Origin of the sequence: Anaerostipes hominis (ex Lee et al. 2021), assembly GCF_002270485.1 — a bacterium.
In the GTDB taxonomy this organism is placed as follows: domain Bacteria; phylum Bacillota; class Clostridia; order Lachnospirales; family Lachnospiraceae; genus Anaerostipes; species Anaerostipes hominis.
This window is the reverse complement of record NZ_NQOG01000011.1, coordinates 76409-103007: the sequence shown is the minus strand read 5'-3', so window position 1 is coordinate 103007 and position 26599 is coordinate 76409. Positions and strand designations below refer to the sequence as shown.

Here is a 26599-nt window from a genome sequence, read left to right as displayed (position 1 = left end):
TGATCACAGACAGCCAGCCGTCGCTGGTGTAATGATAAGAAAGGCTTCTTACCCCATCTTTTTTCGTTGGATAGGTAACTTTCGTAAGTTTGCCTTCTGCGTCGTAAGTATATTTAATCGCATGGCTTTTGATCTCGTCAGCTGTTGGCCTCTCTGACTGACTCAGTTCCGCATAAGTTGTCTTTCTCTGAAGCCCGTCATACTCACACTCTGTATAGCGGTAAGCTGTTTCTGTATTTCCGCTGACCTGATAATCCACCATTTCTATGAGCTGGTCGTTGCCGTCGTAGCTATAAGAAGTTTTGAGAGTCCTCGTACCTGTTTCACTTCCTGCTTCAGGTGCTTCATAGGTGTTAGTCTCTGTCAGACGGTTCTTTTTATCATAATGATACGTCTTGTAAGCCCCGTTTTCATAGGTTTCTTTGGTCTTATTTCCATTTGTATCATAAGTAAATTTGGTGGAAATGCTCTCTCCCAGATTTCCTTTGCTCGTCGTGGTTTCTGTCAGTCCGGCTGCGTTGGTCACCTCAACGTTTTCATGACCCATGGCGTCCGTGATGCTTGTAGTACTCACCCCATCAGTTCCCATCGTATAGGATATGGAAGTACTGTTATCTCCCTGGGATATTTGGGTCACCCGGTCCTGGTCATCGTAAGTGTACGCCACCGTATTGCCGTTTCCGTCTGTCTTGGCCGTCTCATTTCCCTTGTCATCATAAGCGGTCTGATTGACAATGGACTTCTCCGGATTAATAGAAACATCCTCACCGGCAATCACAGGATTCTGGACTGTATGTGTCTGTTTTCCATTTCGGTCATACAGGTTTAAAGTAATCTTTCCTTTGACATCCGCTCCGGCTTTTGTGCCGAGAAGAATGGACGCTGTCTCCTTGCCGTCTTCTGTAAATACATGGTCCGTATAAATGCCGTTGCTTTTCTCCCGGACGGTATTGCCGGAACCATCGGTATATGTTTCTCCCTGAACCTTTCCGTTCACGGTTGTGGTGACGACAGAAAGATTCTGATAGCTTTTCATTCCAGAGAGTGTGTGAATCTCCCGGTCGGCATACCCATAGCCTGTCTTTGTAGTTTTCGTGATGCCGTCCTTTGACACTTCGACAGCCTCTTTTACCCGGTTATTTACGTCGTAGCTGTAAGAAGTGGTAACTCCTGTATCTTAAGTCTCTGATATGAAAGTACCGTTGTCATCGCATTTCTTTTCCTCTGACTTTACAACTCCGTTCAGTTCTTTTTGGATCTTGACCTGCTTTTTAAGAAATTTTAAATACAGAATAAGTAAGTTGACCCTTATCTGACCGATATAATAAAATATCATCGACAAGCTGCTCTACCTGAGAGAAGTCCTTTGGCAGATCTATTTTTCTTTCTTTTCCAGTATCCAAATCATAAATTACTAAAATAAGTTTGATTTCCTTGGGATGTGTATCATAGTAAGCAATTTTTCCTCCATCATATACAAGATTATGTAAATCTGTACTAGCATTGTATTTTTTTATATCATTTCCACTATCTTGATACAAATATACTTTCGATGGTGCACCACCCTCTGATGCCCATTTACCTTGGGAACGAGTATAATATAGCTTTCCTTTAATATTCATGATCGTTTGGTAATACACTGTATCCTTTATTTTCAATAATTTTTTTGAATACTTCTGACCTCTCACAAGCGTCCTTTTTAATGTCTCCAAATTCACTTTATACAATGCTGTGTAATCAACGTAATAAAAATCATCTTTATAAAAAGTCCCGGACCCAACTTCCTTGGCTACTGTTTGCAATTCCTTTGTATTAAAATTAAACTTTACTAGTACATCACACCCTATAATTAAATACATCTCGTTTTTATAAAACTTTACTCCATTAACTGTATCCTGAATATTTGTATTTTTTGTAAACTGTTGTAATTTTTGTTTTGAAATAATTTGAGTTTCATTATCTCCGTTAAAATCACATTGATACAGACAAGAGTCATATATATAATATAACCTATTGTTTAAAAGAGTCATCCCAACATCATAAGGAGAATCACGAAGTTTTGTAAGTTTTTTTATGATTGTTTTCTTATGGTTATTTTTATCAACTCGTATAATCTCCCAATCTGAATTTTGATAAAAAACATAGGTTTTATTCTGAACAAGGGCGGGTGCCCATTCAGGGTACCCGCTTTCAGCTATCTTTTCCTTGTTCCAATCAACAAGATCGGAAAATCGAACTTGTTTTGACTTGTTTTGACATGCTGCAAACAAACCACAAACGAATGTCAGTGTGATTATAAATATTATTGAAACTTTCAACTTTTCCATGCATACACCTCTTCCAACAAATATAGATTAATTTAAGCATTTTCCTGTTCCTTTATAACATTTCTGTCCTACACTTTTTATCTGGGGATTAAGTGTACTCGTTTTTTTATATTTCCATCCACTTTTTGCTTTTTTAGAGTTTGGAGCAGATTTTTGGAAAAGAATAATCTTCCATCTTCCATTTTGACTTTTATTTCCGATTCTATGATTTTCGTATACTTGATGGTTTTTCGGTGGCGTTATGTAATTCATTTTCCATGCCGCATATATGGATACCTCACCAACTGGTTTGGTACCACCTGTTTCACCAACTACAGCGTACATATAATCCCCATTTTTTCTATTCACAATTACTCCTGAAGAAAATTTATACTTTTTCATACTGGAAGGTATTACAATATACGGAACCGCATCAGATGCAACTACATTACCAAAACATGCTGTTTTTCCCTGATGATTTTTATCTTCATAAGGTCTCTTTTTCTTTTTTTCATATTTGTTTGCAATTCTACCATCCGTACATATACGCATTTCTTTAAAACTTCTCTTGTATACATTTCCTTTTTTCTTACTAATCCATTCTTTCTTATGTCCACTTGGATCTGCATAGTTAATTGGATTATTAGCACAGTACGTATACAAGTGATATGTATCTTGATCATTTGGCTCCCCACGATAGGTATCTTCCGTGGCAAATCTTCCACCTTCAGGATTATAGTACCTTGCATTCAGATAATAAAAAGCTGTAGTTTTATCATAAATCCCACCTGTATAACAAATTTCATTTCTGGCCTGATTAGCTCCACTGATCGTTGTCTCTCCGAAATCTGTGTATTGATAGGTTGCATCAGCACTTCCATCTTCTTTTACAAGACTTGTCGTACTTCCCTGGATATCTTTATTATACATATAATAGGAAGTCTGGTTACCATCATAACGCTCTGTTCCAATGATGTTTCTTTCCAGTCCAATTAAATTTTGGCTTGTTTGTGTCTTGGCTGCATCTGTCGTATAGGAAACCACTCCATCCTGGTAATAATAGTTCCTTACGGTATCTCCTTCTGTCTTCCGTATCCTCTGTCCTTCCCCATTATATTGATTTTCCTGAATGGTCATAGTCTTCCCATCTTTTTCTACAGACACTTTACTCAGTCGATTCTCTGCGTCATAACTTCTCCTTGTAGTTTCTCCTGTTTTCGTACTATGCTGGCTTATTTCATTTCCATTCGCATCATACTCATACTGGATCTGTTCAGAAACGCTGACACCTTCATATTTTGTCGCCGTCAATGCCTGGTCTAACCCATTATAATTATAGCTTGTAGCCTTCTCGTTTACATTCTCCAAAGTACGGTTTCCAACCTTATCATACTCATAGGTAGTCGTTTTCTTTTCATCATCTTTTTTATGATTGGTTGTTATCGTTTTTGTGAGTCTTCCCAAGGCATCATAGGTATAATCCTTTGATTCATCAATCTTTTTTTCACCTTCTGGTGGATAGTTGTTGACCTCTGTTTTTTTTGTGATATAGGAATTCTTATCATACTCATAGGTATAAGATTCCATCACCGTATCGGGATGCTCAAGATCTGTGTATATCATTTCTTTCACGCGGTCAAAACTATCATAAGTATAGATTTTTCTTACTGCCTTGTCTCCAGCAGAAAGAATATTCCTGTAATCTTTGATTTCTTTTACTTTTCCAAAGGAATCATAGGAATAGCTTCGGATCGTCTTTTCGGTACTGCTTTCTCCAGTTTTTACATTTGCCTCAACTTTTATAAGCCATCCATTCTCATTATATTCATAAGTTAATCCTTGTACCCCGTCTTTTATGGTTGGATAAGCAACTTTTGTGAGTTTTCCTTCACTATCATAAACATAACGGATCTTTTTCGCTGATATCTCTTCAGCCGTTGGTTGGCTCTCTTGACTGAGTTCTGCAAAGCTTGTTACGTTTCCCCGGCTGTCATATGTATATTCTGTATAGCGGTAAGCCGTTTCTGTATTTCCTACAACACTATAATCAATTGCTTCTAAAAGCCTGTCCTGTGCGTCATACCGATAAGCTGTTTTTAATGTCCTTGTTCCACTACTTTCTCCTACTTCCGGTGCTTCAAAAGATTCCGTTTTGGTTATGCGGTTCTTTTTGTCATAACTGTAGGCTTTATATGCTCCATTGTTAAAAGTTTCTTTTATCTTATTTCCACTGTCATCATAAGAATATTTTGTAGAAATACGCTCTTCTGCATCTCCTTGGTCTATACTACTTTCCGTAAGTCCCGCCTCATTTGTCACTTCCATATTCACATGACCTTTGGCATCCGTGATACTTGTTGTTTTTTTTCCATCTAACATGGCATAGGATATCGTACTGCTGACATTTCCTCCATCCTGGGACACTCCTGTGATCCTGTTTTGATCATCATAGGTATAAGTAGTCTCATTTCCTTTTCCATCCGTTTCTGCTGTTTCATTACCATTAGCATCGTAGGCTGCTTTTGTAACGATCGTATCCTTTTGTAATGTAATGTTTCCTGCCGTTACATTTGGATTTCGAATGATGTGTGTCTGATTCCCTTCTTTATCAAACAATTGAACTGTAACCTTTTCTTTCCCGGTTTTGTTTGTCCCCAGAACAATGGATGCTATTTCTTTTCCATCTCCTGTAAATACATAATCCGTATAAATTCCGTCATTCAGAGTACGCACTACATTTCCCTCTGAATCTGTATAACTTTTTGATGTAACTGTTCCATTGGTCGTAACGGTCTGTACAGCTAGATTCTGATATACTTTTGTACCATCTAAGGTATGGATATTCGCATCTTCATATCCATACGCTGTTTTTGTAGTCTTTGTTTTTCCATCGGCACTTTCCGTAGCTGTTGTCACACGATTTAGTGAATCATACTCATAAGAAGTAGTAATCCCTGTATTAGAAGTTTCAGATACCGTCATTCCATTGGCATCATAAGACTTCACCTCTGTTTGACTGATTCCATCAAGAGACTTTACAGATTTCGTAACTCTCCCCATGAAATCATAAGAAATCGAAGTCTCTTCCCCTGTCTTTTCATCTTTGCTGTAGATCTCACGACCCATGTTATCCTGTTTTGCTGTAGAAATTTCTTCTATCTTCCCCTGGGTCAAAGTACTAGATTCTTTTACCTCATGATCCAATTCCTCGCTGTCTACTTTTTCATGTGAGATCTCTTCTCCCTCTTCATACTGCCATTCATCTGTCATCTCCCAATTATTTTTATTATCATATAAATATTTTGTCTCAGTATCAGCAACTGAATCTTTCTCTGTTAAAGGATTTCCATTTTCATCATAGGTTGTTGTAACATTGGAGACCTTCCCATCTTCATTGCTGGTCACTTCATTGGTCGGCAGATTTTTATTTTTGCTGTCTCCATAGGTTGTGGTTGTTACCTGTCCAGTCTCATCTACTTCTTTGACTACATTTTCATCGGCATTATATGTCGTACTCGTTGTAATCTTATCATCAGATGCAAAGTTTACCACCCCATCTGTTAAAGTTTGATAATAAACTTTGGCTGTGGTTCCTGTCTGCAGCAAATTGTTGGATGCATCTGCGTAATTATAAGTCGTTGTAATCCCATTGACATCCGTGGCTGATAATAATTTACCATTGGATGTATCATAAGTAATTGAGTCTTCGGAAAGCTTCACTCCCCCATTCTTATGATTGGATACCGCTGTTGTTCCATCTCCATAAGTGAGTTGTTGATAAGATCCATTCGGTTTTGTGACTTTACTCGCCTTTTGTCCTTGGTAAGAGATTCCATAGTCATTCCCTTTTGCATCCTGGATGTTTATTAAGTGGTCTTCTGAATCATATGCATAGTGATAGACAACAGAGTCTCCTCCATCTTTGGAACTGTGTGTGGCTTTGATCAGATTTCCTTTTTCATATGTATAGGAAACCTTTGTCTCATCCGGCAAGACAATCTCTTTTAACCGATCTGCATCCTCACCGTCTCCTCCGTTATATTTTAAAGTTAATGTTTGATTCTTATTGCTGGTTACTGTTTCTAATTGTCCTTTTTCATTGTATCCATACAGAACATAGTTTCCATTGGCATCTTCCATTCCTGTCATATGACCATTGGCATCAAACTGATATGTTGTGTTATTTTTATCTGTCAATGTACAAACGACTATTACACTCTTTTCCGAAATTACGGGCTGTATTTCCCCTGTTTCTGTCTTTGTATTATGGCTTGGATTATATGTTGCTGTTCTTGATGTACTTCTTCCTAATATGTTATTTGCTCTCGTATTGACCAAAACGGTGCTTTTTGCGGCATTTTTTAAAGTGGACGCCTTCGAATTATTTTCAGTCAGTGACAGTGTATAATCTTTTGTTTCTTTGGATGTGTAAGAGTTTCCATTTTTCTCAAAGGTAATATAAGTTCCATCACTATCTTGAAAGATAAGGTTATCTCCCACTTGATATAACTGCTTATGAAAGGTATCATACCATCCATTTCCAAGCATACCTGCTTTCTTACTTTGGCTATTATAGGTTCTGGTCAAGGATAACCCCATTCCACCCACATTAATATCAAAGTCATCTCCTGAATAAGTCAGATTTCCGCTGGCTTTATCAATAGTACCAGTTCCATTTGGTGTCGATAGTTCTAGTGTGTCCCGATAGTCTTTTTCTCCCAGATACTGCTCAAACTCTCTTGCTTCTTGCTGTCTTACTTTTCCCGTTGTAACATAATTGCTTCTTGATAGTACCTTTCCTGATTTTGCAAGTTTCACTGCACATACTTTATAATAGTATTCTTTTCCGTCACCTGTATTCATATCAGCGACATAGGTATCTTTAACAGCACTTCGTACCAGATTGCTGTCATCTGGAGTAAAGTCTGCACTTTCTCCCCAATGCACTTCATAATAAATACTTCCCGGAAGATTCGCCGAACTTTGTTTCCATGAAATCAGTGCTTTCCCATAAGATGACTTTACCTCTGGTTCGGTTGGCTGATAATCAGATACTTTGGCTTTATCTTCATAGTAGTACTGTACTGTTTTCTCTGTTTGATTTCCCACTTTATCAGTAACTCGTATAGTAACAGTGTAAGACCTATTTTCATTAAAAGATGCACTGTTAATAGCAATGCTTCCGGCTGAACTATTTCCTAAATTAATATAGCTTCCATTCTCTACCTTATATTCGACCTTACTTAAATATGTATCTGAAACATGCCAGCTCAAAACCGGAGCAATGTCAGAAGATGGATTATCTTCCGTTGTTCCTTTTGCTCCTTCCCCTTGTACGATCACGTCATGGATCACTGGTTTTGCCCCGTCTACATAAAATATATATCCTTTTCCGGTACCGTTGATCCCTCCGTTGTCCACACCTCGGATGACGAACTTATAGCATCCCTCCGGCCAGTTCTTACTGTCCGGTACAGAAGCGCTTCCGCTTCCTGTTGTCCCAAGCTTTGTGCTTCCGGAATAAGCGCGGTAATTTGCGTTCACTTCCGCATTTTTAGCAGGATCAAAGGTTGCAACTCTGTATTCTACCCTGTTTAAGGATTTGGAACTGATGCCTGCCCATTTCGCTGTCAGTGTCTGTCCCTTCTTCATATACTGCGGAGTCACAGAAGCAGAAGTCGGAGTTGTCGGCCCGTCATAATATGTAACACTCATTTTGGGTCTATAACTTGCATTTGAATACCTGGAACTGTAAAACTGCCCGTATTTCTTTGTTTCATCCGCATTTTTCAGCATGACGCCGTAGGAGGTGATAGATCCGTTTGCACACTCCCTGGCATATTTGGTCAGGTTGATGCTCCTTGCTTTATGGGTGGTTCCCGTTGTCGTCACACTTCCATAATTTGTGGAATATCCGGGACGGTTACTCCATGTAAGTCCGGGTCTTGACCAGTTAGAAGTGACTCTCCTTGCCTCAATCGTCTGGCCGCTGGTGCTGTCACCGGTTTCATACATGGTCAATGTGGCAGTGTCCACGTACTTATTTTTAATCTTTGCCGTGAAATCCTTAAATCTCAGGTATGTACGATATATTCCCTTGCTGGCCTTTCCAGCCATCATTGCCGTTATGCCGGAATCATAAAAGTTGGTGTTTTTGTAACTTCCATTGATCACGTACACGTCCCAGAAGTCTGTTGATCCTTTCCATGTGACTGTGGGATCAATCGTAATCGGATATTTGCGGTTTTTGTCTTTCAGATATTCCTCATCCAGTGTCAGTGTCAGTTCATAAGTATCTTTTTCGTCCTTGATCGGTTTAATATCATAGGATAATTTTTCATTGTATGCTTCTTTCGTGTCATCATTCATTGACGGAGCTTCCAGTGAGGCAATGATGTCTTCACTTTCTTTGTCATAGAACGTGATGCCGCCGTCCCCGATGTTTTTCTTTGCTGTCAGGTTTTTGGCATAAAACCGGAACTTCAGCTGATTGCTGTCCGGGATCTCTTTTAATGTGACACTTTCTTTCACTCCCGTGTCCAGTGACTGATATAAAAACGTACAGTTTTTATCTTCTGACTCGTATGCCACACTGACCGGCAGCTCTTCTTTTTTGTCTTCTGCCGTCAGGACTTCCTCTCTCTGGAGTTTTGTCCTTTTTAACTTATTAATACAAGAAAATGCATTCTCCTCTGTTTTTTCTTTCTGCTGGTCCTGTGTCTTAATGCCGCTTTCTTCTTCTCCAGTGATCGGTGCAAAAGAGATTTCATACTTATCATGCTCCATCAAAACCGGAGTGGATTCCGTCAGCTTCTTGGGCAGATACTGCTTTTTATCCCCGTCTTTGTTTTCGTATTGATAGTCTTTCAGATTATGTCCGTGCCCGCTGGTCTTGTCTTTAATCTCCACAAGGGTCGGATCATAGTCTTTCAGATTTCCATTTTCATCTTCGTACCTTACATCCTGTCCGTAAAACACAGATTCCTTCTTTCCGTTGGACAGGCGGAATGTAGTTGAATTTTTTGTGCTCTCGCTGTCAATGACTTCTTTTACATCTTTTGATGCCTCGGCATTTACCCGCCTTGGTCCGGCAAGAATGCCGCTCCACTGAACAGATGTAAACATCAAAATAAATGACAGAGCCGCACAGATTGTTGGCTTTACCAATTTCTTCATTATAACTCTTCTCCTTTCATCCAGTTGTACTGTCTGTTATAATAAAGACGTCCATGTGATACGCTATCTGCATTTGCAGATATCTGGTTTGGCCGCCATTTGTATTGCATGGATCTTTATTATAAACGCCTTCTTATGTGTCGTTGCTAATGCAAGTCCTGTCTGTTTTTTCTTCGGCATCACCGCCTTTCCATCTATCTCATCACTACCGCCGGTAATTTCCTTTGACAGTAATGGTCTTCCCTGATTTGTTCTCAACAAATACTCTGTATTTTCCTGGCTTTGTAATTGTAAAAGTTCTATTTACAGTACTGGTTGCTTTGATGTATTTTTTTCCGCCGCCGGTTTTTTTAATTCCAATCGTGACATTTTTCACAGTTGGTCCAATCTTCGCATAGATGGACACTGTACTCCCTGATGTTTTGCTGAATTCTTTTGTCTGTTTTGAAATTTTATTTCCCACAGACCAATTCAGTGCATACGCTGTAGAATATGTAGTCATTAGTACTTCATCCACAGTCTCAACAGTCACATCCGGATCGTCTTCCATTGAAAAATATTCTGTCTCTCCGTCCACTTCTTCTGCGAACACAGACATTGGGGCAGTGATCAATGCACAGGCCGCTGCGATTGCCATAGCTTTTAATAATATTTTTCTCATTCCTGCTCTTCCTTTATCGTTTTTTTGTAATAAGTTCATAATCTCCTGCCAGCTGAATCTTCTTTGTTGTCTGATTTTCTACAAAAAACTGGTATTCTCCGCTTTCCTTTATCAAAAAGCTGTGCTGTAGCTTGTCTTTATCACAGACAAACTTCTGCGTTCCATCCGGTGTTATGACTCCTGCGAGTATTTCATTATTGTTAACATTTGGGTTATCATTCTCCGAACATAACAACATCATCTGGATTCTGTCTCCTTTTTCTGCCTGAAATTTCTTACTCATCAAAAATTCGTTTGCTTTCGGCCACCAGTCTATCCATATATCTTTTTCTTTGCCAGGTACTTCGTCTTCCATCATCCTCTGTTTCGACAATGAGGTCCCCTTCCGCTGCTTTTCCTTCATTAATTTGGGTGCATCCATTTCTTTTAATATTGTTTTGCTGCTGGTCTTATCTTCTAAATATATGTATCCTCTATAATATCCATAAGATATTGCAGAGATCGTTGCCGCTCCCAGAGTGCAAAAACAGATGAAAAATATTTGTGCGCTTTTCCACGGGAATCCCTTCATCTTCCTGATAGAGGCGGTTCTCCGCATCCGCAGTTCCAGCCCTCTGCTGTTTTCATAAAGTGCAGAGGCCAGATACTGCCGGTATCCGCTTTTTCTTGCGGCGATCGAAATGATCGTGCTGAAATACTGTTTCAGGCTTCCGAACACCTTCAGCACATGGACATCACAGGACACCTCGCTCCAATCCTCCACCTGACTGCAGATCTGCTTTTTCAGCGGATTAAACCAGTGAACACAGGCCAGGACATTACACATCAGTTTCCAAAAAATATCCCTCTGTTTATAATGTTCCATCTCATGCAGAAGAATGATCTCAAGTTCCTGCTTCGTGTAACGTTCCTCCGGCAGTATAATCTCAGGGCTGATTACCCCGCAGATAAACGGCACGGGAACCTGGTAGCTTTGGTAAACAGTGATTTTTCGCCGTACACACAGTTTTTTTCTGCACTCATCCGCAATTTTCTGAGTCTGTCTGCTGCAAATACAGGAATTCTCAAGTGACTTCCTCAGACGCCTGTATTTCAAAAAATAAAAGCACCCCGAAGCTGCGGCTCCAGCAAGCCATATTACGCCTGTTATCTCCGTAATGTTTCTGATCACAGCAGTAGAAGAAAACAGCCAGGACTTATGTGACAGATCCTCAAATATGACAGAAAGCACCGGAATAAAAAATGCACAAATAATAACCTTTAAAATCGCATAGTTGAGTTTTGCATCCCCTTTTTTCTCCAAATATTTGCTGACAGGTTTCCAGTAAAGAAATAAAACGCTTCCTGTCGCCGAACACAGGAAAATTCCTGTGAATACCCGAATCAGGACCTCAATCGTCTCCCAGCTCATCTAATACCCCCATAAGATGATCCACTGAATCTTCGGTCACTTCATTTGTCAATGCGCTTATCAGCTTTTGACTGGACCCGTCAAACCAGAAATCCAGCATCTTTGCTGTCTGGGTCTTTTTATACTCATCTTCCTCGGCCAGCACCTTTATATAAGAATGCCTCCCCCTCCTTTCGATCGCTATAAATCCTTTTCCTTCCATATCCACAAGAAATGTACGGAGCGTAGAACGCTTTGCATCCCAGCCGAACTGTTCTTTCAGCCTTCCCTGCATCTCCTGCACCGACAATTCTTTTTCTGAGCTCCATGCACACTTCATGATCAGTATTTCCCTGTTTGTTAATTCCCTTTCTCTCATACGTAAAATCTCCTTTTGTTATTCATTTAATGATTTAGCATAATTATAGCACAGCAGAAACGGAATTACAAGAAACCTAATAGACTAATCGCAGTTTTTCACAAAAATTTACTAAAACAAAGTTGTGCACAATCCGCGGAGCTTTTTTTCATGGGGAAGGTCGCAGAACTTCCCCATAAAATAAAAAACCCCATCCTAATTATAGAATGAGGTTTATGGCTGTCTCTAAAGCCACTTTTTCAACTGTCCTAATATTTTATCGTAGTCTATCTTGCTGTAATCGGTTACGTCTACTTCGATGAGTTTCCCCAGACAGAATTCTCCGTAACCCCGGTTCCTGCACCGGTCCATGAAGATATCATAATCCACAAAGCAGTCGCCTTTCGTCCGGTCCAGAAGCACATCCCCTTTGTGATAACGGCTCACCACATGACCCAAGTGACGGCTTGTATCCAGATCTCTCTGCTTTGACCGCCCGAAAAGGACATCCAGATCACCCACCAGGCGGATCGTAACAGGCTGATATCCGTATTCTTCACAGAGTCTTTCGAGCTTTCCTCTCTGTTTTTCGCTGAACGGATAATCCGAGATCAGCCGTTTCCCCTGTTTCATGGCCTCTTCTGTCCGCTCATAATAAAGTGCCCAGCTTTTATTCTCCAGAGCCGTCTTTTCTTCCATGTTGTCAAAGCCAAACTCATCCCAAAGCTGTTCCTTCATGTCATCCTGAGAGATCACCTGAAAATCCTTCTCCTGCTCCAAAATCTTATTGCACATATAAGTCTTTCCGGTGCCTGGATACCCTGCCAGTAAAATCAAAGTCCTTTTCATCTTTCCTGCTCCTTTAGCTTTCGTTCCGTCAAATCCAGAGACGGTATGGAACTCTGCCCTCCCAGACTTTCCACTGAAATAGCAGAGGCCATGGAGCTCAGCTTTAAAATATCTTTAAGAGGCATCTTTCTTGCCAGTCCACAGGCAAATGCCCCGTGAAAGATATCCCCGGCTCCGCTCGTATCAACGGCCCTGGCAGGATAGGCGGGAAGGTGTTTCAGTTCTCCGTCCTCTTCGTACAGCAATCCCTTTTCCCCCAGAGTGATCACCGCTTGCTTCTGGTTGATGCTCTGAATCCGGCCGAAAATCTCTCTGCACAGTCCGGGGTTATTCAGATCCACGGCCTTCCCTGTATACTGTCTGGCAAAGTCTTCTGAACAGACAATATAGTCCACATATGGCGCCACCTCCATGGTACTTTCACGGCAGGTTCCCGCATCCAGTACGGACAGTGCCGACGGATATTTCTCAATGGCCCCGATGCTGAGTTTGGGAAGGTGTCCGTCGCTTAAGATCACACTCACATTAAGCTTGGGATAGGTATACTGCCGGTACCGTATTTCTCCTGGGAAATTAAAGATTGTCCTGGCTCCGTTTCCTGTATTGGAAAGGATGATGCTGTAAGGTGTCTCTATCCCGTCTTCCTCTACGAGATGGGACGTATCGACCCCCGCTTCTCTGAGGATTTTTTTAAGCTTTTTTCCATAGTCATCGTCACCGATACGGCTGATGAGGCTGGTTTCCTCTCCCCACAGGGCACAGAGATAAGCCGCATTCATGGCAGGGCCTCCCCCGCACTCCAGCCGGTCTCTGACACGGTACTTCTGATTTTCTGTCAGCTCTCCATCGTATGGAATTACAATATCATAGGCAGACTGCCCTACACAGACTACTGCCATAGGCTATTCCTCCTTCATGATCTTGATCAGCCTGCTGGTTCCAAGGCGGTCTGCGCCCAGTGAAAGAAAGCGTTCTGCATCGTCAAAAGAAGCAATTCCGCCTGCGGCCTTGATCTTTACTCCCTCTCCCACATGCTTTTTAAACAGCTCCACATCCTCAAACGCAGCGCCTCCCGTGGAAAATCCCGTGGATGTCTTGATGAAGTCAGCTCCTGCTTCCGTTACTGCCCGGCACATACGGATCTTTTCTTCTTCCGTCAGCAGACAGGTCTCCACGATCACTTTCAGGATCTTGTCACCGCAGGCTTTCTTCAAAAGACGAATTTCTTCAATAACCTTATCATCATTGCCTTCCTTTACATCTCCCAGATTCACGACCATATCGATCTCATCAGCACCGTTTAAAAGGGCATTCTTTGTCTCAAATTCCTTTACTTCACTGGTGGAATAACCGTTGGGAAAGCCGATGACCGTACAGAGTTTCATCTTGTCCCCCACATATTCTTTGGCTTTTTTAATAAAAGACGGCGGGATACAGACGGAAGCCGTCCCGTAGGCAATGGCATCATCACAGATCACTCTGATCTCGTCCCATACGGCTGTCTGTGCAAGCAGTGTGTGGTCAACAGTTTTTAAGATTTCATTTCTCTTCATAACAAGGCTCCTTCTCTCTGAAACTAAAGCGGCTGTTTAACTGGTTTCTTACTTACTATTGTAACAGATAAAACCGGGAAAGTAAGATGCGTTTTCCCGGTTTTATCTTCTGTCCCTTAGATTCTGAATAAAGATGCTTTCTCTTTTACAACATCTGCGACCTTGTCATTTGCAGGCCCGAGAAGATTTCTCAATGAAGTCAGAGGGGTCACATCCTCTCCGGTAAAAGTTTCTCTCACTACTTCGATATAGGATTTGTTAAGTTCTGTGCCTACATTGATCTTTTTCATTCCTTCTCTGACACAGCGCCTCATATCTTCGTCGGACACTCCGGTGCCTCCGTGAAGAACCAGACCGGTATCCCCAAGTTTCGCTTTCAGTTCGGCCAGCAGTTCATAGTTGATCTTTGCCTTGGATTTGTACTGCCCGTGAGTTGTCCCGATGGAAACAGCCAGTGCGTCCACCCCGGTGTTCTCGGCAAAATAAAGGGCATCTTCCGGTTTCGTATACATGGCGTCATCCTTGGCAACGACCACACCTTCCTCCGCACCGCCGATGGAGCCGACTTCACCTTCCACGGATACATTTCTTTCATGGGCATAGGCAACCACTTCTTTTGTATTTTTGATGTTTTCTTCTAAAGACAGAGAGGACCCGTCATACATGACAGAGGAATATCCCTTGTCAATAGCTTCTTTCAGTGCATCAATATCTTTGCAGTGATCCATATGTAAGGCAACGCTTACAGCAGATTTTTCAGCGATTGCCTTCACTGCGGCGATCAGCGGTTCAAATCCGATGTATCTGGCAGTGCCGAGAGAAGTCTGTAAGATCACAGGCACGCCAAGTTCCTCTGCCGCTCTGACCATAGCCGGAAGCATCTCGAAACAGTGCACATTAAAAGCACCCACAGCCCCCTTTCCTTCATTTTCTTTAAACAAGTCAATTAAATTTCTATACATATCGGTTATCTCCTTTACGCTTTTCCACGAATGACATCCTTAGACAGTTTCATCAGCCCGTCAATTTTATCCATGTATTCTTTCATCTTTGCATCATCTTTTGCCTCCGAAGCTTCTCTTCTTTTTATGTTGTAGAGCTTCAGCAGATCGGTATATGCCTTACCAAGGGCTTTGCTCTCTGAAAGGCTGGTCTCATATGCTCTGATTGCCTTGTCTGTCTCTTCAGCCTCAAAGTACAGGCTCCCAAGCTCGTTCAGCGCCTTGTTCCGCTCCTCCCCGGAAAGATCCGGAAGCTCTTTTTGTATGGCCTCGGCCTTTTTTAAAAGCTCTTCCCGGCTGATTTCAGGTACAGCCTCTTCTTTCGCCGCTTTATCTTTTTTCTTTTTAAACAAAAACATTTTTATTTCCTCCTGCCGCATCATAAACTATTTATTTACGGACTAAAATATTGCAGCTATTGACTTAAACAGCATGAACAGGAAACCGGTCACTACCGTATCCACGTCCGTACAAGTCGTATTGATAAATCCAATGTCGGCAAGCATCGGTGAGAGCATAGCCGGCAGGAAGGTAATAAAGATTCCGTGAGCAATACATCCGATCATGGCTCCCCGTCTTCCGCCTACCTGGTTTGCAAATATACCTGCTGTTCCGCCTGCGAAGAAGTTGGACAGTACTCCCGGCAGGACCATAGGAAGTCCGAATACCGGAGTCAGGAACATTCCGATAATAGAACCGATCGTTGTAAAGACAAATCCGAAGATGACCGCATTCGGCGCATATGGGAACAATACCGGGCAGTCCAGTGCAGGCACTGAGTTTGGAACCAGCTTCATGGAAATTCCCTGGAATGCAGGAACGATCTCGGCCAAGAGCATGCGGACTCCTGTCATCAGCACATAGACACCTACGACAAACTGCATACCCTGTAAAAATGCATGAACGATAAAGTTCGTATTTCCCGCATATTCTGCACATGCGGCCGGCCCTGCAAATGCAGCTGTAATCACATAAAGCGGTACCATGACAACCATGACAGAAAGGTAAGTATCCTGTAAAAATTCCAGGCTCTTTGGAAGATTGATGTCCTCTGTGGATTTTGATTTTCCGCCGGTCAGTTTTGCAATCAGCGCTGTGAACATATAACCGATTGTACATAAGTGTCCGAGTGCGATATCTTCACTGCCCGTGATCTTCTTTACAATAGGCTGTGCAAAGGCAGGCATGAAGGTCGCAAAGAATCCTCCCACGATACTTCCGATGATGATCAGAGGTACACCTGTTAATCCACAGTAATAAGCGAATACCACACAGAGTGTCGCCTCCCAGAGCAATGCCTGGCCTGTCAGGAATATGTATTTGAATTTTGTAAATCTTGCAATGATAATATTGACGATAAAGATTCCCGCAAGGGTGATGGCGATCTCGCTTCCCAGCCCCAGCTCATTCATGGCCTGGCCGTTGATTCCCTCGATGGAGGCAACCAGACCCTTCAATCCGAATGCAGCCTTAAATATGTCTCCAAAATAAGTCAGCGATGAAACGATGACAGCAGAACCTGCGGACAGTACAAGAAATCCGAGCATGGTTTTCATTGTTCCTGAGATGACGGCTCCCACCGGTTTTTTCTGCAGGACCAGACCGAGCAGCGCAATCAATGCGATGATGATGGAGGCCTGCGTTAAAATATTATTGATGATAAAATTCAATACTTGCATAGTTTTTCCTCACTTTCTTTTTCCTCTTGTTTTCAAAGTTCTCCCAGTTCTTTTAACACCGGTACAAGCTTCTCCCGGATTTCATTTTTGTCTACCAGGCGCTCTAAAAATACTGTCGGGCAGCTGATCGTATAACGCTCAAACTGCTTTTCAAAATTCTTTGCGGCGATTATGATGTCTGCCTGTGCCCCGGATACACTGGAAATGTCCGTGTGATCCATTTTTGCGTCTACTCCCAGGTCTTTCAATACCGCTTCCGCACTCATCTGGCATGCAAAACTGCTTCCGAGCCCTGCCCCGCACACTGCTAAAATCTTTAACATGTTCTATCCTCCTTTTAAAATGGTTGTCGTGTTTCTTTTTATAGCAGCCTTATCAGGCATTACTATTCTTATTGAGAAAATCAAACAATTCCTGCTTATCCTTCATTGCGGCGATCTCCGGAATCCATCCCTTTTCCACGAAGCCAACGATCATTTTCAGAATGTCCAGATGGCTTTCGCTGTCCACCGCCGAAAAACAGATCAGGACCCTTACCGGTTCCTTATCCCCGTCAAAGAAGACCGGTTCTTTTAAGGTGATCAGGCTGCAGCCGATGCCGGTAGCCCCGCATTCCGGCCTTGTATGCGGCATAGCCAGGCCGTCGGCCACGATGATGTATGGCCCCAGTTCTTTGATGGCACTTATGATTCCTTCCACATAGGACTTTTCAGCACATCCCTGGCTGACCAGCATCTCCGCTCCGATCCTCACTGCCTCTTCCCAGTTTTTTGCTTCTATCTGCAGCTGCACATTGTTTTCGTTTAAGATTAGCTTTTCCACTTCATATCCTCCCTGCTGTTTCTTTAAGCTTCTCTTCCTGTTCTAATAAGTCTTTGATAAACTGCCCATAACAAGGGTGCTTCACCAGTTTCGCCACGCCGGAATTTCCGATCAAAAACTGATATAGGTTTTTAAATACAACTTCCCAGACATCGTATTTGCTCTGGGGAATGTTTAACATCAGGACTACCTGGACTTTTTCATTTTCCCAGATGACTGGCTTTTTCAGGACCATGACGGAAACAGCCGCCTCCTCCATATCGTTAAAAAGGGCATGTGGTATGGCCACCAGACTTCCCAGTTCTGTAGTTGACATCTCTTCCCTTTTAAAGATGGATTGCTTGATCTCCTGGTTGATATAGCCCTTTTCGACCATGACGTTGGCCATAAATTCAAGAATTTCCTGTTTGTCCTTAAACTCCATATTGGTGAAGAAGAGGTCTTCCCGGAAGATGCTGCTGTAATCAATGACTTTCATCTGGTTTCCACTGTCTGTGATCACCGTAGCCAGATGGTTCAGGTCATCATCATCCAGAAACAGTTTGATCTTTTTTATTTTTTCAGACTGAAAATCGGGAAGCTCTACCGTGGTCAGCACCAGATCGGCGCTGTCAATCAGTTCTTCGTTCACTTCCTGTACCGGACAGGATTTTACGATCTCTATGTACTGCCCAAACTTATGCTGTAATTTCTCTTTTAGGAGCAGCGCCGTGGCAATGCCTGCGATACAGACCAGAACTACTTTCTTTGGCTCCTGTTTCCGATTCAGCCCTTTTCTCTCCAGTGCCGCTCCGAAATGCATGGCCAGAAATCCGATTTCCGACTCTTTTGCCTTGAGCTTATGTTTTTTTTCAATCACCTCCCCGGCTACGACTGCCAGTTCAAAGGCAAGCGGATACAGGTTTTTGATACTGTCCAGAAACTCATTTCTTATATTCATGTCAAACCGGAGCCTCTGCAAAGCCGCGCTCAAATGCATGGCCAGCCCGTTGATCAGCTGATTGTCGTCGGACAGATCGATCCCTGTCCCCGAGCGGATGGTATTTAAAATGTCCTCAATTTCATCCTTATACTCGTAATCCCCATCCAGATTCTCGATCAGAAAACGCTGGCTGGAGATCAGATGCTGGGTCAGATAATACACTTCATCTCCCAGGGAGATGCCCAATTTCCTGGAAATCTCATTTATAATCTGCTGGGCACAGCGGAACTCCTTTGTTCCCGAAAACAGCTCGATCTCTTCTTCATCGTATTTCACATGCCGTTTTTTCTCGAAACGCTTAAGCATGATCAGGCTATGTACGAGCAGGTTACGGAAAGCGATATCCGTAAGCCGCAGGTTAAAATCTGTGATCGCTTCCATGAGGATGATCCTCAGATTTTCCACCTCATCGGATGAAAAAATGTCCTTGTAAAACTGGTTCCCTATATCTCCTGTATCCTTTTGGTTGTTGAAAATGTATTCCGAAATACAAAACCGGATCTTCGTCTCCTGCCCTACGACTCTCATTCCTTCCTTTTTTGTATCACTGATCCGAAGGTCATGTTTTTTAAGTATCCCGTCGATAGTTCTCAAATCTTTTTTCAGAGTGGAAGTACTCACAAACAATTCTTCCTCCAGATCAAAGAAGTCGATCCTCTCCCCGCTGTTCAGAGAGTTCAGCAAAAGCCTGGAAATAATATAATAAACCCGTTCTTCCGAATCTGACGGAATGATATTTTGAAACGGCTTTGAACTCTCTTCTTTCCGGATCTCTTTTTTCAGGACGTCAAATTTCCGGCTGTCGTTCACAGCAAGCTTATATCCCTGCCCGATCTCTGACGTGATCTCTGCTCCCCTGTCCGCAAGCATCTGATTTAACTCTTTGATGTCATTCCTGACCGTCCTTGTAGAAACGCCCACAGACAATGCAATGCTTGCCCCGGTAATCCTTTTTTCATTTTCCAAAAAGAAGCGAAGGATCTTGATCAGCCTCTTATTGTATCTCTCCATAGTTTCCTCCTCTTTGTTATACATTATAGGTAAATGGTATTTTTGATGATAGTTCGTAAATTTCCGCTTGAAGCGGAAAGAGGAACAACGAATTTATGACAAAAAAGAAAGCCTGACATCCATGTCAGACTTCTTTTTGAATCCATCAATTTGATGGTCTAACTACATACTCATCCGGATAAAACAATCCGAATTTTACACGTGCAGTTTTTTCTATAAATTCTTTGGTCTTAATATACTCCTTCTTATCCTTCAGTTCCTGCTTTTTATCTTTCGCCTTTTCTATCTGCTGTTCCAGCTGGGCCTCCTCTTTCTGAAGGGCCGCCGACTTTTCCGACAGCCTTCGGTAAGCAATGGACATCACAATGACAAACATAATGACGACAAGTAAGATCACCCTTGTTCTCTGCCTGAGTCCTTTTTTATAACTGCTTATCTTTCTCCCCATGTGTATCACCTCTTTTGTGCCCCTTCCTCATTAAGGCTATTTTAACGTTTTTTCTCTCCTGTTTCAATCTCCATCTCATATTTATTCCGGCTTTGGCAAACGGATGGCGGATAATACGAAATATTTTCCCAAAGACCTTTCTAATATTATGTAACAAAAACACAAGACCTTCTAATACCTTCGGGCTGATGAGCATATAATAGACTGCCATGCCGATGATCAGACCTAAAAAGAAAAATCCACGGAGTTCTCCCCAATTATACCAGCAGAGAAACCGGAAACACAAGAAGCCCACAAAGATCCAGTAGAGCACATCCTCCACTGATACGACCCATAATTTGTGCCGGAATACGACGCGGAAACTCCTGATGCCGTCATAGACAAGCAGCAGGCATGCTCCGAACCAGACAGCCCCCAGGAAGAAATAAAGCTGGCCTAACACTGCTTCCTGCATTATTTTAACAGCCTTCCGAGCAGCCCTTCTTTTTTGCCTCCGTTATGGTCATCCACATCTGAATATAGGAAACTGTCGACTTTACCGTCTATCTCCACCTCGCCTTTTTCTACCAAAAGCTTTTTCACATGCAGATTAAACCCCTTGATCATCAGGAGTCCCTGCTCCGTATCGAGTATGATCTCATTCAGGTCGAAGGACACTACATCCCTCACTCCCGTAATGACACCCAGAGAACGGTTCAGCAGATCCACTTTATGTGTTTTCATAGGTTGTCTATCTTCTATCATGAAAAAATCTCCTTTCATAGTTTATACACTATATGAAAGGAGAACGAAAATCATGTGAAAAATATCAAATGTATTTGTATAATTCTGCCGCCTGGTCTTTTTTTACTGTGTCTTCCACCCGGAGGACTTCCACGGCCGCCTCTTTATTACCGAACGAGATGCGGATCTCGTCCCCCGGTTTTACGTCTGTCCCGGCTTTGGCGGTCTTGCCGTTGACGGTCACTCTCCCGGCGCTGCACGCTTCATTGGCGACGGTCCGGCGCTTGATCAGCCTGGATACTTTAAGAAATTTGTCTAGTCTCATTCAATATTACTCCTTTGATGTTGGTTTTCGAAAAACAAAACAGAAATCTGCAGAACTTCCCTGTAATATAATATAAAAGAAGCCGCCCTTATAAAAATTGAAGGGCAGCTTGATTTGTCGTTCTGTGATTATTTTTCGTTTACGATATCTTTCAGAGCTTTTCCGGCTTTGAACTTTGGAGCTTTGGATGCAGGAATGTTCATCACTTCACCGCTTCTTGGATTTCTTCCTTCTCTTGCAGCTCTCTCAGAAACTTCAAAAGTTCCGAAACCAACTAACTGAATTTTCTCACCCTTCTTTAATTCTTCTGCAATGACATCTGTGAAAGCTTTTAAAGCTTTTTCTGCATCTTTTTTAGATAATTCAGTCTTGCTTGCGATAGCCGCAACTAATTCTGTTTTGTTCATTGATTATATTCCTCCTAATTTCGTCATAAGCATTTTCTGCTCTTCGATTACATGAGTTCATTGTATAATTAAGGTGCCTGCATGTCAAGCCAAAATGCGCTTTATTCCTTATTTTCAGCCAATTCACGGGCTTTGCGCTTCTTTTCTATCTTTTCTAATTCCTTGATCTTCCTCCAGCTGGATAATTGTTCCTCCCGAGTGGAAAATGTCTCATCTCCGAACACATGAGGATGCCTCCGAATCATTTTCCTGCACACTCCGTTCACCACATCCGAAAAACTGAAATCTCCCCGTTCCTCGGCGATCCTTGCATGCATCACCACCTGAAGGAGAACGTCTCCAAGCTCCTCTTCCAGATTCTGCATATCATTATGTTCAATGGCCTCCACCACTTCCCCGCTCTCCTCCACGAGACAGGGGATCAGGGATTCATGTGTCTGCTTCCTGTCCCACGGGCATCCGTTTTCTCCCCGCAGTTCTTTTACTACCTGGATAAAATCTTCTATTGTATAGTATTCTTTTTCCTGCATTTTAAGACTCCCTCCGTTTTCTTTTTATGGTATCACATTTTCTGCAAATGAAAAGCGATTTATGCTATAATAATGAAACAAAGAAAGGAAGAACTATGATTAAATTAGGAGAAAACCAAGAACTTTATATTGTAAAATTTGCCGATTTCGGCGCATATTTAAATGACGAGGAAGGTGTGACGGAACAGAGTATCCTTCTGCCAAAAAAACAGGTTCCGGAGGGAGCCCGGGTCGGAGACCGCATTTCCGTCTTCGTCTACAAGGATTCAAAAGACCGTCCGATCGCTACGACTTCCCATCCTCTCATTACGATGGGACATCTGGCCGTCCTCAAGGTTAAGGAGATCACAGATATCGGTGCATTCCTGGACTGGGGACTGGAAAAAGACCTGTTCCTCCCATTCAAAGAACAGACATCCAAGATCAAAACGGATCATTCCTATCTGGTCAGGCTTTATATTGACAAGAGCCGGCGTCTCTGTGCTTCCATGAAGATTTATCAGGCACTGAGCAGTGAACATGACTATGAGAAGGATGACTGGGTCACAGGCACCGTATACAGCATTAACCCTGAGATCGGTACGTTTGTAGCCGTAGACGACCAGTATTTCGGCCTGATCCCGCTCAACGAAGTCCACACCAGACTGTCTGTGGGAGACTCTGTAAATGTCCGGGTACTCCGCGTCCGGGAGGACGGCAAACTGGATCTCTCACCGAGAGATAAAGCATATCTTCAGATAGATGCAGACAGCGAGCTGGTCATGGAAACGATCAAAAGCTATGACGGGGTACTCCCATTCACCGACAAGGCGAGCCCTGCCATGATTGACAAAGAACTGGGACTCAGCAAAAATGCCTTTAAGCGAGCCGTCGGCCGATTACTGAAACAGAATAAGATCGAGATCACCGGCGGAACCATCCGGGCAAAATAAACTTACAAGGAGCTGGATATTATATGAAATATTTTAAGACACCGGGCTGTTTCTGTCTGATGTATTTGTTTGTCTACTTTTTTGTTTCCCCTCTGCTGCAGTTTGCAGTACAGGACCGATATTTGTTTATGATTGTATTTTATCTGGTACTTCTTGGCCTTGGCATCGGTTATCTGAAGATTGGCAAAGAAGATGTGAAAGCGAGACTTCATCTGAAACCTCTGAGACCGGCCGCTGCATTGCTTTCTATCCTTTTAGCATTTACGGTCCTGCCTTTTATCAGCCTGATCAATAATGTAAGCCAGCTGATTTTCCGGGACTTTATTACCTCCAGTGTATCCACGGCCTCGCAGAATCCCTGGCTTTCCGTCCTGGCACTGTCTATTCTTCCGGGGATCGTAGAGGAAGTGCTGTTCCGGGGCGTTATTTATTCCGGTCTCAGAAAAGCACGCCCTATCAAAGGAATCCTGCTGACCGCATTATTTTTCGGCATCGCACACATGAATTTCAACCAGTTCAGTTATGCCTTTGTCCTGGGACTGGTCTTAGGTCTGCTTTTAGAGGCTTCCGACAGTATTTATTCCTGTATGCTGCTCCATGCCACATTTAACGGCGTCAGCGTCATAACCAGCATCATCTATGGACTGATCGGCAATTCTTCTCTCATGACCCAGACCGTATCCACGGCCCAGAGGCTTCAGGCCATCGCAGTCCTGGTTCCTGTAAGTATTGCCTTTCTGGCGCTGAGTGTTCTGATCCTCATTGCCATTTCCCGCCTGTGCGGCCGTTCCGGTTATCTGAAGACATGGCTTGACAGGGATATCCGTCAAAGCTGGCCAAATGAAAAAGCCGCCGGTATCTCATACTATGCGGCTTTGATCATCAGTTTCGGCTATGCAGTATTGCTGGAATTTGTATCCTATGCGTCATCCTGTTTGTGATCCGGCTGGTGGTCATTCCAGGTTTCCAGGGTTTTGATACAGTGATAAAACATTTGATTATAAGGAGTTGGGATACCCAGCTCCTTTCCCATTCTTATGACCGCTCCCGCAAACATCTCCACCTCCGTCTTCCTTCCGGCCTCGATATCCTGAAGAGTCGAAGGTTTCCCATAGAATGGGGCGCTCTCAAAATAGGTCCTGTGTTCCAAAAGATCTTCCTCTGTCAGATGGATACCTTTCTTCCCGGCAATAGCGATGACTTCCCTGGCCGCCTGCTCCCTCAGCTCATTGGCATCTTCACTGATGGTCCAGATGCCGTAAGGGACACGAAGGATAGCAGCGCTCTGATTCTCGCTTACATTTGTCATAAACTTATGCCACATATTTCTCAGCATATCTTTTGGCACTTCATATGGAATTTTGCCCTTTTCAAATACATCCCTCACGGAACACACGGTTTCCGACAATGTATCGTTATACGCCTGGCCGAAAGAAATCTTGCCGGCCCCCACCGGAAAAGAGATTTCATTTCCATGGTGAAGGGCCGGTACACGTATTACGGAATACAGCACCTCATTGTCGGGGTAGGCCGCTTTGATCCGCTCTTCACTCTCCACTCCGTTCAGCAGTGACATGATGACAGTGTGTTCCCCTACCTGGTTCCGGATATCTTCGATGGCCTGGTCAAGCGCCGTATACTTCACACTCAAAATAATAAGATCCGCCGGTCTGCTCTCCCATGAGGGCTCAGCCGTCTGGAATTTCCATTGTTTTCCGTTGATGATGACGCCGTCCCTTTCCAGACGCATTCTGCGCTCTCCTCCTGCGATGACGCAGAAATTCTCGCTGCCGAGCGCTTTGCAAAGCCCGGGTGCCGCGAATCCGCCGATGGCCCCAAGGCCTATCAATGCTGCTTTTTTGATTTCTCTCATAACAGGTTTCCTTCCTTATCTGTTAAATAGTAATTCAGATCGCAGTGGCCGCTTCCCGTATTTGCCCCGGGAACAGAAGCCTGATCCGTAAACTGCCACATGTGGTATTGATATGGGATATCCGGCTCATCCTCTTTTGTATAATGAGCCACCCACATTTTATATTCTTTAATACCGTCATAGTCAAAATAGTGTTTTAAAAAGTAAGCGTTGGAATAGACCATGGGCTCATAGCCCGCCCGTTTGATCTCTTCGCAGAAAGCCCTTGTCAGCGCCGTCACATTCTTTTTCCCGGTTTTCATGACTTCTTCTTCCTCTATGTCAAATACCACGGGAAGCTTCAGATCTTCCGGGTCAATATCATGCTTCTTCAACAGGGAAATACAGTGTTTTGCCTCTTTCACCGCCGCTTTCACGTCCCCGGCATAAGAGTAATAATAAACTCCGCAGTGAATGGATGAGATCTTTGCGTTCCGGTAGTTTGCAATAAACATCGGATCTTCTGTGCCCTTTTTCTTTTTTTTCGCACCGGAGCCGATCTTTAAAACAGCGTGGTTGATCTGGCTGTCCTTTACTTTCTTCCAGTTGACTTTATGGTTGTATTTTGAAACATCGATCACCTTGATATGGCCGTTTTCGACTTTTGTCTCGATCGGCAGTCCGATATTTTGGATGATCCATATAAAAATAAAAGTGACAATAAAAAGAAACGTGCAGATAACTGCAAGTTCCCTTTTATTTTTCTTTGTAAATTTGAACATATAAGTCCTCGTTAATCTTTGCTCTCAATCGCATGTACAAATGTACGGTTATCTTCCTGTTCATAACTGCACGTGACAAACGTATACAGCTTCTTTGTTTTCATCACAGTCTTCTTCGGTATCCTGGACTGGATATCACTCATGGACAAAATCTCCTCCAGATACTTCTTCATGTCCTTCCTGTCCCCAAAAGTGATCGGGATCAGCTTGTCGGCCTTTCTTGCATAAGAGGCAACGACCTTCAGGTCCCTTTTCCCATTCGGAGTATAAAGGGTGATCGTATCCTGTTTCTTGATAAAACTCTGCTCGCGAAACTTCATAAGGTCTGCAAACATCGATCCGTTCCTCATATGATGCCCGTATATGATATTGTGCTCCGCACCGAAATCCTTATCCCCGTGGCAGTCCATGAAAACTGCTCCGGAACTGTTCTTTGTCCCCTCAAATGTTGTGTGCAGATAATAATCGTTATCCTTCCCAAGGACGACCGGGTAATCGATATTGGTTCCCCTGGCATAGACCCAGCCGATGGTATCCGGATTGATCTTCCTGAGTTTCTCAAAATCAATGACTCGTTCTTTTCCTTTTGTTTTGACCACTTCCTGTGCTATCTTATCATATTCGTCATCTGCCTTTTTATATTCCAGATAATACCCCGCGAGTTTCCATCCGCTGAATAAAAAGACCACGATGCACACAGCCAGAAGAAGATTAGAAATTACTTTTTTCATGCAGCTTCCCTCACCTAAACCTTATTTTTATCAGTATAACACAAAAAGAACCGGTCTTCCTTAAAGAAAGCCGATTCTTTT

Annotated in this window: 26 protein-coding genes; 2 read left to right on the top strand and 24 right to left on the bottom strand. The window is 42.9% G+C overall.

Going from position 1 to position 26599, the window contains the following annotated elements; all coding sequences use genetic code 11:
• The 21 genes from CI597_RS11345 to CI597_RS11245 form a co-directional block, all read right to left on the bottom strand.
• On the bottom strand, positions 1 to 1114 hold a 1114-nt coding region (locus CI597_RS11345), incomplete at its 3' end, for an RHS repeat protein (RefSeq protein WP_143266085.1).
• Between the two features lie 157 nt (positions 1115 to 1271).
• Positions 1272 to 2327, bottom strand: a complete 1056-nt coding sequence (locus CI597_RS11340; RefSeq protein WP_024728692.1) for a hypothetical protein — start codon at positions 2325 to 2327, stop codon at positions 1272 to 1274.
• Between the two features lie 27 nt (positions 2328 to 2354).
• On the bottom strand, positions 2355 to 9482 hold the full coding sequence (locus CI597_RS11335; protein ID WP_095142949.1) for a DNRLRE domain-containing protein: 7128 nt from the start codon (positions 9480 to 9482) through the stop codon (positions 2355 to 2357).
• Positions 9483 to 9687: 205 nt separating this feature from the next.
• Entirely contained in the window at positions 9688 to 10143 is a 456-nt protein-coding gene (locus CI597_RS11330) for a hypothetical protein (RefSeq protein ID WP_143266084.1), read from the bottom strand.
• A gap of 13 nt (positions 10144 to 10156) precedes the next feature.
• Positions 10157 to 11554: a M56 family metallopeptidase gene (locus CI597_RS11325; protein ID WP_024728695.1), complete on the bottom strand. Its 1398-nt coding sequence runs from the start codon at positions 11552 to 11554 to the stop codon at positions 10157 to 10159.
• On the bottom strand, positions 11535 to 11912 hold the full coding sequence (locus tag CI597_RS11320) for a BlaI/MecI/CopY family transcriptional regulator (protein WP_024728696.1): 378 nt from the start codon (positions 11910 to 11912) through the stop codon (positions 11535 to 11537). Before CI597_RS11320 ends, CI597_RS11325 begins: the two co-directional genes overlap by 20 nt.
• A gap of 225 nt (positions 11913 to 12137) precedes the next feature.
• Positions 12138 to 12740, bottom strand: coding sequence for an AAA family ATPase (locus tag CI597_RS11315; protein ID WP_024728697.1), 603 nt, complete (start codon positions 12738 to 12740; stop codon positions 12138 to 12140).
• Positions 12737 to 13639 carry a PfkB family carbohydrate kinase gene (locus CI597_RS11310; protein ID WP_024728698.1) on the bottom strand — a complete coding sequence of 301 codons (903 nt, stop codon included), beginning with the start codon at positions 13637 to 13639 and terminating at the stop codon, positions 12737 to 12739. Before CI597_RS11310 ends, CI597_RS11315 begins: the two co-directional genes overlap by 4 nt.
• 3 nt (positions 13640 to 13642) lie before the next feature.
• Positions 13643 to 14293: a deoxyribose-phosphate aldolase gene (gene deoC / locus CI597_RS11305; protein ID WP_024728699.1), complete on the bottom strand. Its 651-nt coding sequence runs from the start codon at positions 14291 to 14293 to the stop codon at positions 13643 to 13645.
• A 116-nt stretch (positions 14294 to 14409) separates the two neighbouring features.
• Positions 14410 to 15255 (bottom strand): class II fructose-bisphosphate aldolase, encoded by an 846-nt coding sequence (locus tag CI597_RS11300; RefSeq protein ID WP_024728700.1) that lies wholly within the window; start codon positions 15253 to 15255, stop codon positions 14410 to 14412.
• Positions 15256 to 15269: 14 nt separating this feature from the next.
• Positions 15270 to 15653 (bottom strand): hypothetical protein, encoded by a 384-nt coding sequence (locus tag CI597_RS11295; protein WP_024728701.1) that lies wholly within the window; start codon positions 15651 to 15653, stop codon positions 15270 to 15272.
• 42 nt (positions 15654 to 15695) lie between these two features.
• Entirely contained in the window at positions 15696 to 16973 is a 1278-nt protein-coding gene (locus CI597_RS11290) for a PTS sugar transporter subunit IIC (protein ID WP_024728702.1), read from the bottom strand.
• A 32-nt stretch (positions 16974 to 17005) separates the two neighbouring features.
• Positions 17006 to 17296: a PTS sugar transporter subunit IIB gene (locus CI597_RS11285; protein WP_006567562.1), complete on the bottom strand. Its 291-nt coding sequence runs from the start codon at positions 17294 to 17296 to the stop codon at positions 17006 to 17008.
• 52 nt (positions 17297 to 17348) lie between these two features.
• A complete protein-coding gene (locus CI597_RS11280) occupies positions 17349 to 17795 on the bottom strand; it encodes a PTS sugar transporter subunit IIA (RefSeq protein ID WP_024728703.1) in 447 nt (148 codons plus the stop codon).
• A gap of 1 nt (position 17796) precedes the next feature.
• A complete protein-coding gene (locus tag CI597_RS11275; RefSeq protein ID WP_024728704.1) occupies positions 17797 to 19788 on the bottom strand; it encodes a BglG family transcription antiterminator in 1992 nt (663 codons plus the stop codon).
• Between the two features lie 145 nt (positions 19789 to 19933).
• On the bottom strand, positions 19934 to 20236 hold the full coding sequence (locus CI597_RS11270) for an FtsB family cell division protein (protein WP_024728705.1): 303 nt from the start codon (positions 20234 to 20236) through the stop codon (positions 19934 to 19936).
• Positions 20211 to 20690 (bottom strand): spore cortex biosynthesis protein YabQ, encoded by a 480-nt coding sequence (gene yabQ / locus CI597_RS11265; protein ID WP_024728706.1) that lies wholly within the window; start codon positions 20688 to 20690, stop codon positions 20211 to 20213. Before yabQ ends, CI597_RS11270 begins: the two co-directional genes overlap by 26 nt.
• On the bottom strand, positions 20690 to 20980 hold the full coding sequence (yabP, locus tag CI597_RS11260) for a sporulation protein YabP (RefSeq protein WP_009289329.1): 291 nt from the start codon (positions 20978 to 20980) through the stop codon (positions 20690 to 20692). Before yabP ends, yabQ begins: the two co-directional genes overlap by 1 nt.
• A 64-nt stretch (positions 20981 to 21044) precedes the next feature.
• Complete coding sequence (locus CI597_RS11255) at positions 21045 to 21284, bottom strand: RNA-binding S4 domain-containing protein (protein WP_024728707.1); 240 nt, start codon at positions 21282 to 21284, stop codon at positions 21045 to 21047.
• A gap of 128 nt (positions 21285 to 21412) precedes the next feature.
• Positions 21413 to 21691, bottom strand: coding sequence for an HU family DNA-binding protein (locus CI597_RS11250; protein WP_006567569.1), 279 nt, complete (start codon positions 21689 to 21691; stop codon positions 21413 to 21415).
• Between the two features lie 101 nt (positions 21692 to 21792).
• Complete coding sequence (locus tag CI597_RS11245; protein ID WP_024728708.1) at positions 21793 to 22221, bottom strand: MazG family protein; 429 nt, start codon at positions 22219 to 22221, stop codon at positions 21793 to 21795.
• A 95-nt stretch (positions 22222 to 22316) separates the two neighbouring features.
• On the opposite strand from CI597_RS11245, the gene CI597_RS11240 reads away from it, so the two are divergent.
• Together CI597_RS11240 and CI597_RS11235 are read left to right on the top strand one after the other, a co-directional pair.
• Positions 22317 to 23153 (top strand): S1 RNA-binding domain-containing protein, encoded by an 837-nt coding sequence (locus CI597_RS11240; RefSeq protein ID WP_024728709.1) that lies wholly within the window; start codon positions 22317 to 22319, stop codon positions 23151 to 23153.
• Between the two features lie 23 nt (positions 23154 to 23176).
• Complete coding sequence (locus CI597_RS11235) at positions 23177 to 24094, top strand: CPBP family intramembrane glutamic endopeptidase (protein WP_024728710.1); 918 nt, start codon at positions 23177 to 23179, stop codon at positions 24092 to 24094.
• On the opposite strand, the gene CI597_RS11230 is transcribed toward CI597_RS11235, so the two are convergent.
• From CI597_RS11230 to srtB, 3 genes are read right to left on the bottom strand one after another with little or no spacing between them, the layout of a single operon-like run.
• Entirely contained in the window at positions 24073 to 25026 is a 954-nt protein-coding gene (locus CI597_RS11230; protein WP_024728711.1) for a ketopantoate reductase family protein, read from the bottom strand. The two genes, CI597_RS11235 and CI597_RS11230, sit on opposite strands and share 22 nt — an antisense overlap.
• Positions 25023 to 25787, bottom strand: coding sequence for a glycoside hydrolase family 25 protein (locus CI597_RS11225; RefSeq protein ID WP_024728712.1), 765 nt, complete (start codon positions 25785 to 25787; stop codon positions 25023 to 25025). Before CI597_RS11225 ends, CI597_RS11230 begins: the two co-directional genes overlap by 4 nt.
• A gap of 11 nt (positions 25788 to 25798) precedes the next feature.
• Positions 25799 to 26518: a class B sortase gene (srtB, locus tag CI597_RS11220; RefSeq protein ID WP_024728713.1), complete on the bottom strand. Its 720-nt coding sequence runs from the start codon at positions 26516 to 26518 to the stop codon at positions 25799 to 25801.
• Between the last annotated feature and the right edge of the window lie 81 nt (positions 26519 to 26599).

Bases quoted from the DNA above. Each gene is read 5' to 3' on its own strand.
- CI597_RS11340 (WP_024728692.1), bottom strand. From the start codon at position 2,327: ATGGAAAAGTTGAAAGTTTCAATAATATTTATAATCACACTGACATTC.
- CI597_RS11335 (WP_095142949.1), bottom strand. From the start codon at position 9,482: ATGAAGAAATTGGTAAAGCCAACAATCTGTGCGGCTCTGTCATTTATT.
- CI597_RS11330 (WP_143266084.1), bottom strand. From the start codon at position 10,143: ATGAGAAAAATATTATTAAAAGCTATGGCAATCGCAGCGGCCTGTGCA.
- CI597_RS11325 (WP_024728695.1), bottom strand. From the start codon at position 11,554: ATGAGCTGGGAGACGATTGAGGTCCTGATTCGGGTATTCACAGGAATT.
- CI597_RS11320 (WP_024728696.1), bottom strand. From the start codon at position 11,912: ATGAGAGAAAGGGAATTAACAAACAGGGAAATACTGATCATGAAGTGT.
- CI597_RS11315 (WP_024728697.1), bottom strand. From the start codon at position 12,740: ATGAAAAGGACTTTGATTTTACTGGCAGGGTATCCAGGCACCGGAAAG.
- CI597_RS11310 (WP_024728698.1), bottom strand. From the start codon at position 13,639: ATGGCAGTAGTCTGTGTAGGGCAGTCTGCCTATGATATTGTAATTCCA.
- deoC (WP_024728699.1), bottom strand. From the start codon at position 14,293: ATGAAGAGAAATGAAATCTTAAAAACTGTTGACCACACACTGCTTGCA.
- CI597_RS11300 (WP_024728700.1), bottom strand. From the start codon at position 15,255: ATGTATAGAAATTTAATTGACTTGTTTAAAGAAAATGAAGGAAAGGGG.
- CI597_RS11295 (WP_024728701.1), bottom strand. From the start codon at position 15,653: ATGTTTTTGTTTAAAAAGAAAAAAGATAAAGCGGCGAAAGAAGAGGCT.
- CI597_RS11290 (WP_024728702.1), bottom strand. From the start codon at position 16,973: ATGCAAGTATTGAATTTTATCATCAATAATATTTTAACGCAGGCCTCC.
- CI597_RS11285 (WP_006567562.1), bottom strand. From the start codon at position 17,296: ATGTTAAAGATTTTAGCAGTGTGCGGGGCAGGGCTCGGAAGCAGTTTT.
- CI597_RS11275 (WP_024728704.1), bottom strand. From the start codon at position 19,788: ATGGAGAGATACAATAAGAGGCTGATCAAGATCCTTCGCTTCTTTTTG.
- CI597_RS11270 (WP_024728705.1), bottom strand. From the start codon at position 20,236: ATGGGGAGAAAGATAAGCAGTTATAAAAAAGGACTCAGGCAGAGAACA.
- yabQ (WP_024728706.1), bottom strand. From the start codon at position 20,690: ATGCAGGAAGCAGTGTTAGGCCAGCTTTATTTCTTCCTGGGGGCTGTC.
- yabP (WP_009289329.1), bottom strand. From the start codon at position 20,980: ATGATAGAAGATAGACAACCTATGAAAACACATAAAGTGGATCTGCTG.
- CI597_RS11255 (WP_024728707.1), bottom strand. From the start codon at position 21,284: ATGAGACTAGACAAATTTCTTAAAGTATCCAGGCTGATCAAGCGCCGG.
- CI597_RS11250 (WP_006567569.1), bottom strand. From the start codon at position 21,691: ATGAACAAAACAGAATTAGTTGCGGCTATCGCAAGCAAGACTGAATTA.
- CI597_RS11245 (WP_024728708.1), bottom strand. From the start codon at position 22,221: ATGCAGGAAAAAGAATACTATACAATAGAAGATTTTATCCAGGTAGTA.
- CI597_RS11240 (WP_024728709.1), top strand. From the start codon at position 22,317: ATGATTAAATTAGGAGAAAACCAAGAACTTTATATTGTAAAATTTGCC.
- CI597_RS11235 (WP_024728710.1), top strand. From the start codon at position 23,177: ATGAAATATTTTAAGACACCGGGCTGTTTCTGTCTGATGTATTTGTTT.
- CI597_RS11230 (WP_024728711.1), bottom strand. From the start codon at position 25,026: ATGAGAGAAATCAAAAAAGCAGCATTGATAGGCCTTGGGGCCATCGGC.
- CI597_RS11225 (WP_024728712.1), bottom strand. From the start codon at position 25,787: ATGTTCAAATTTACAAAGAAAAATAAAAGGGAACTTGCAGTTATCTGC.
- srtB (WP_024728713.1), bottom strand. From the start codon at position 26,518: ATGAAAAAAGTAATTTCTAATCTTCTTCTGGCTGTGTGCATCGTGGTC.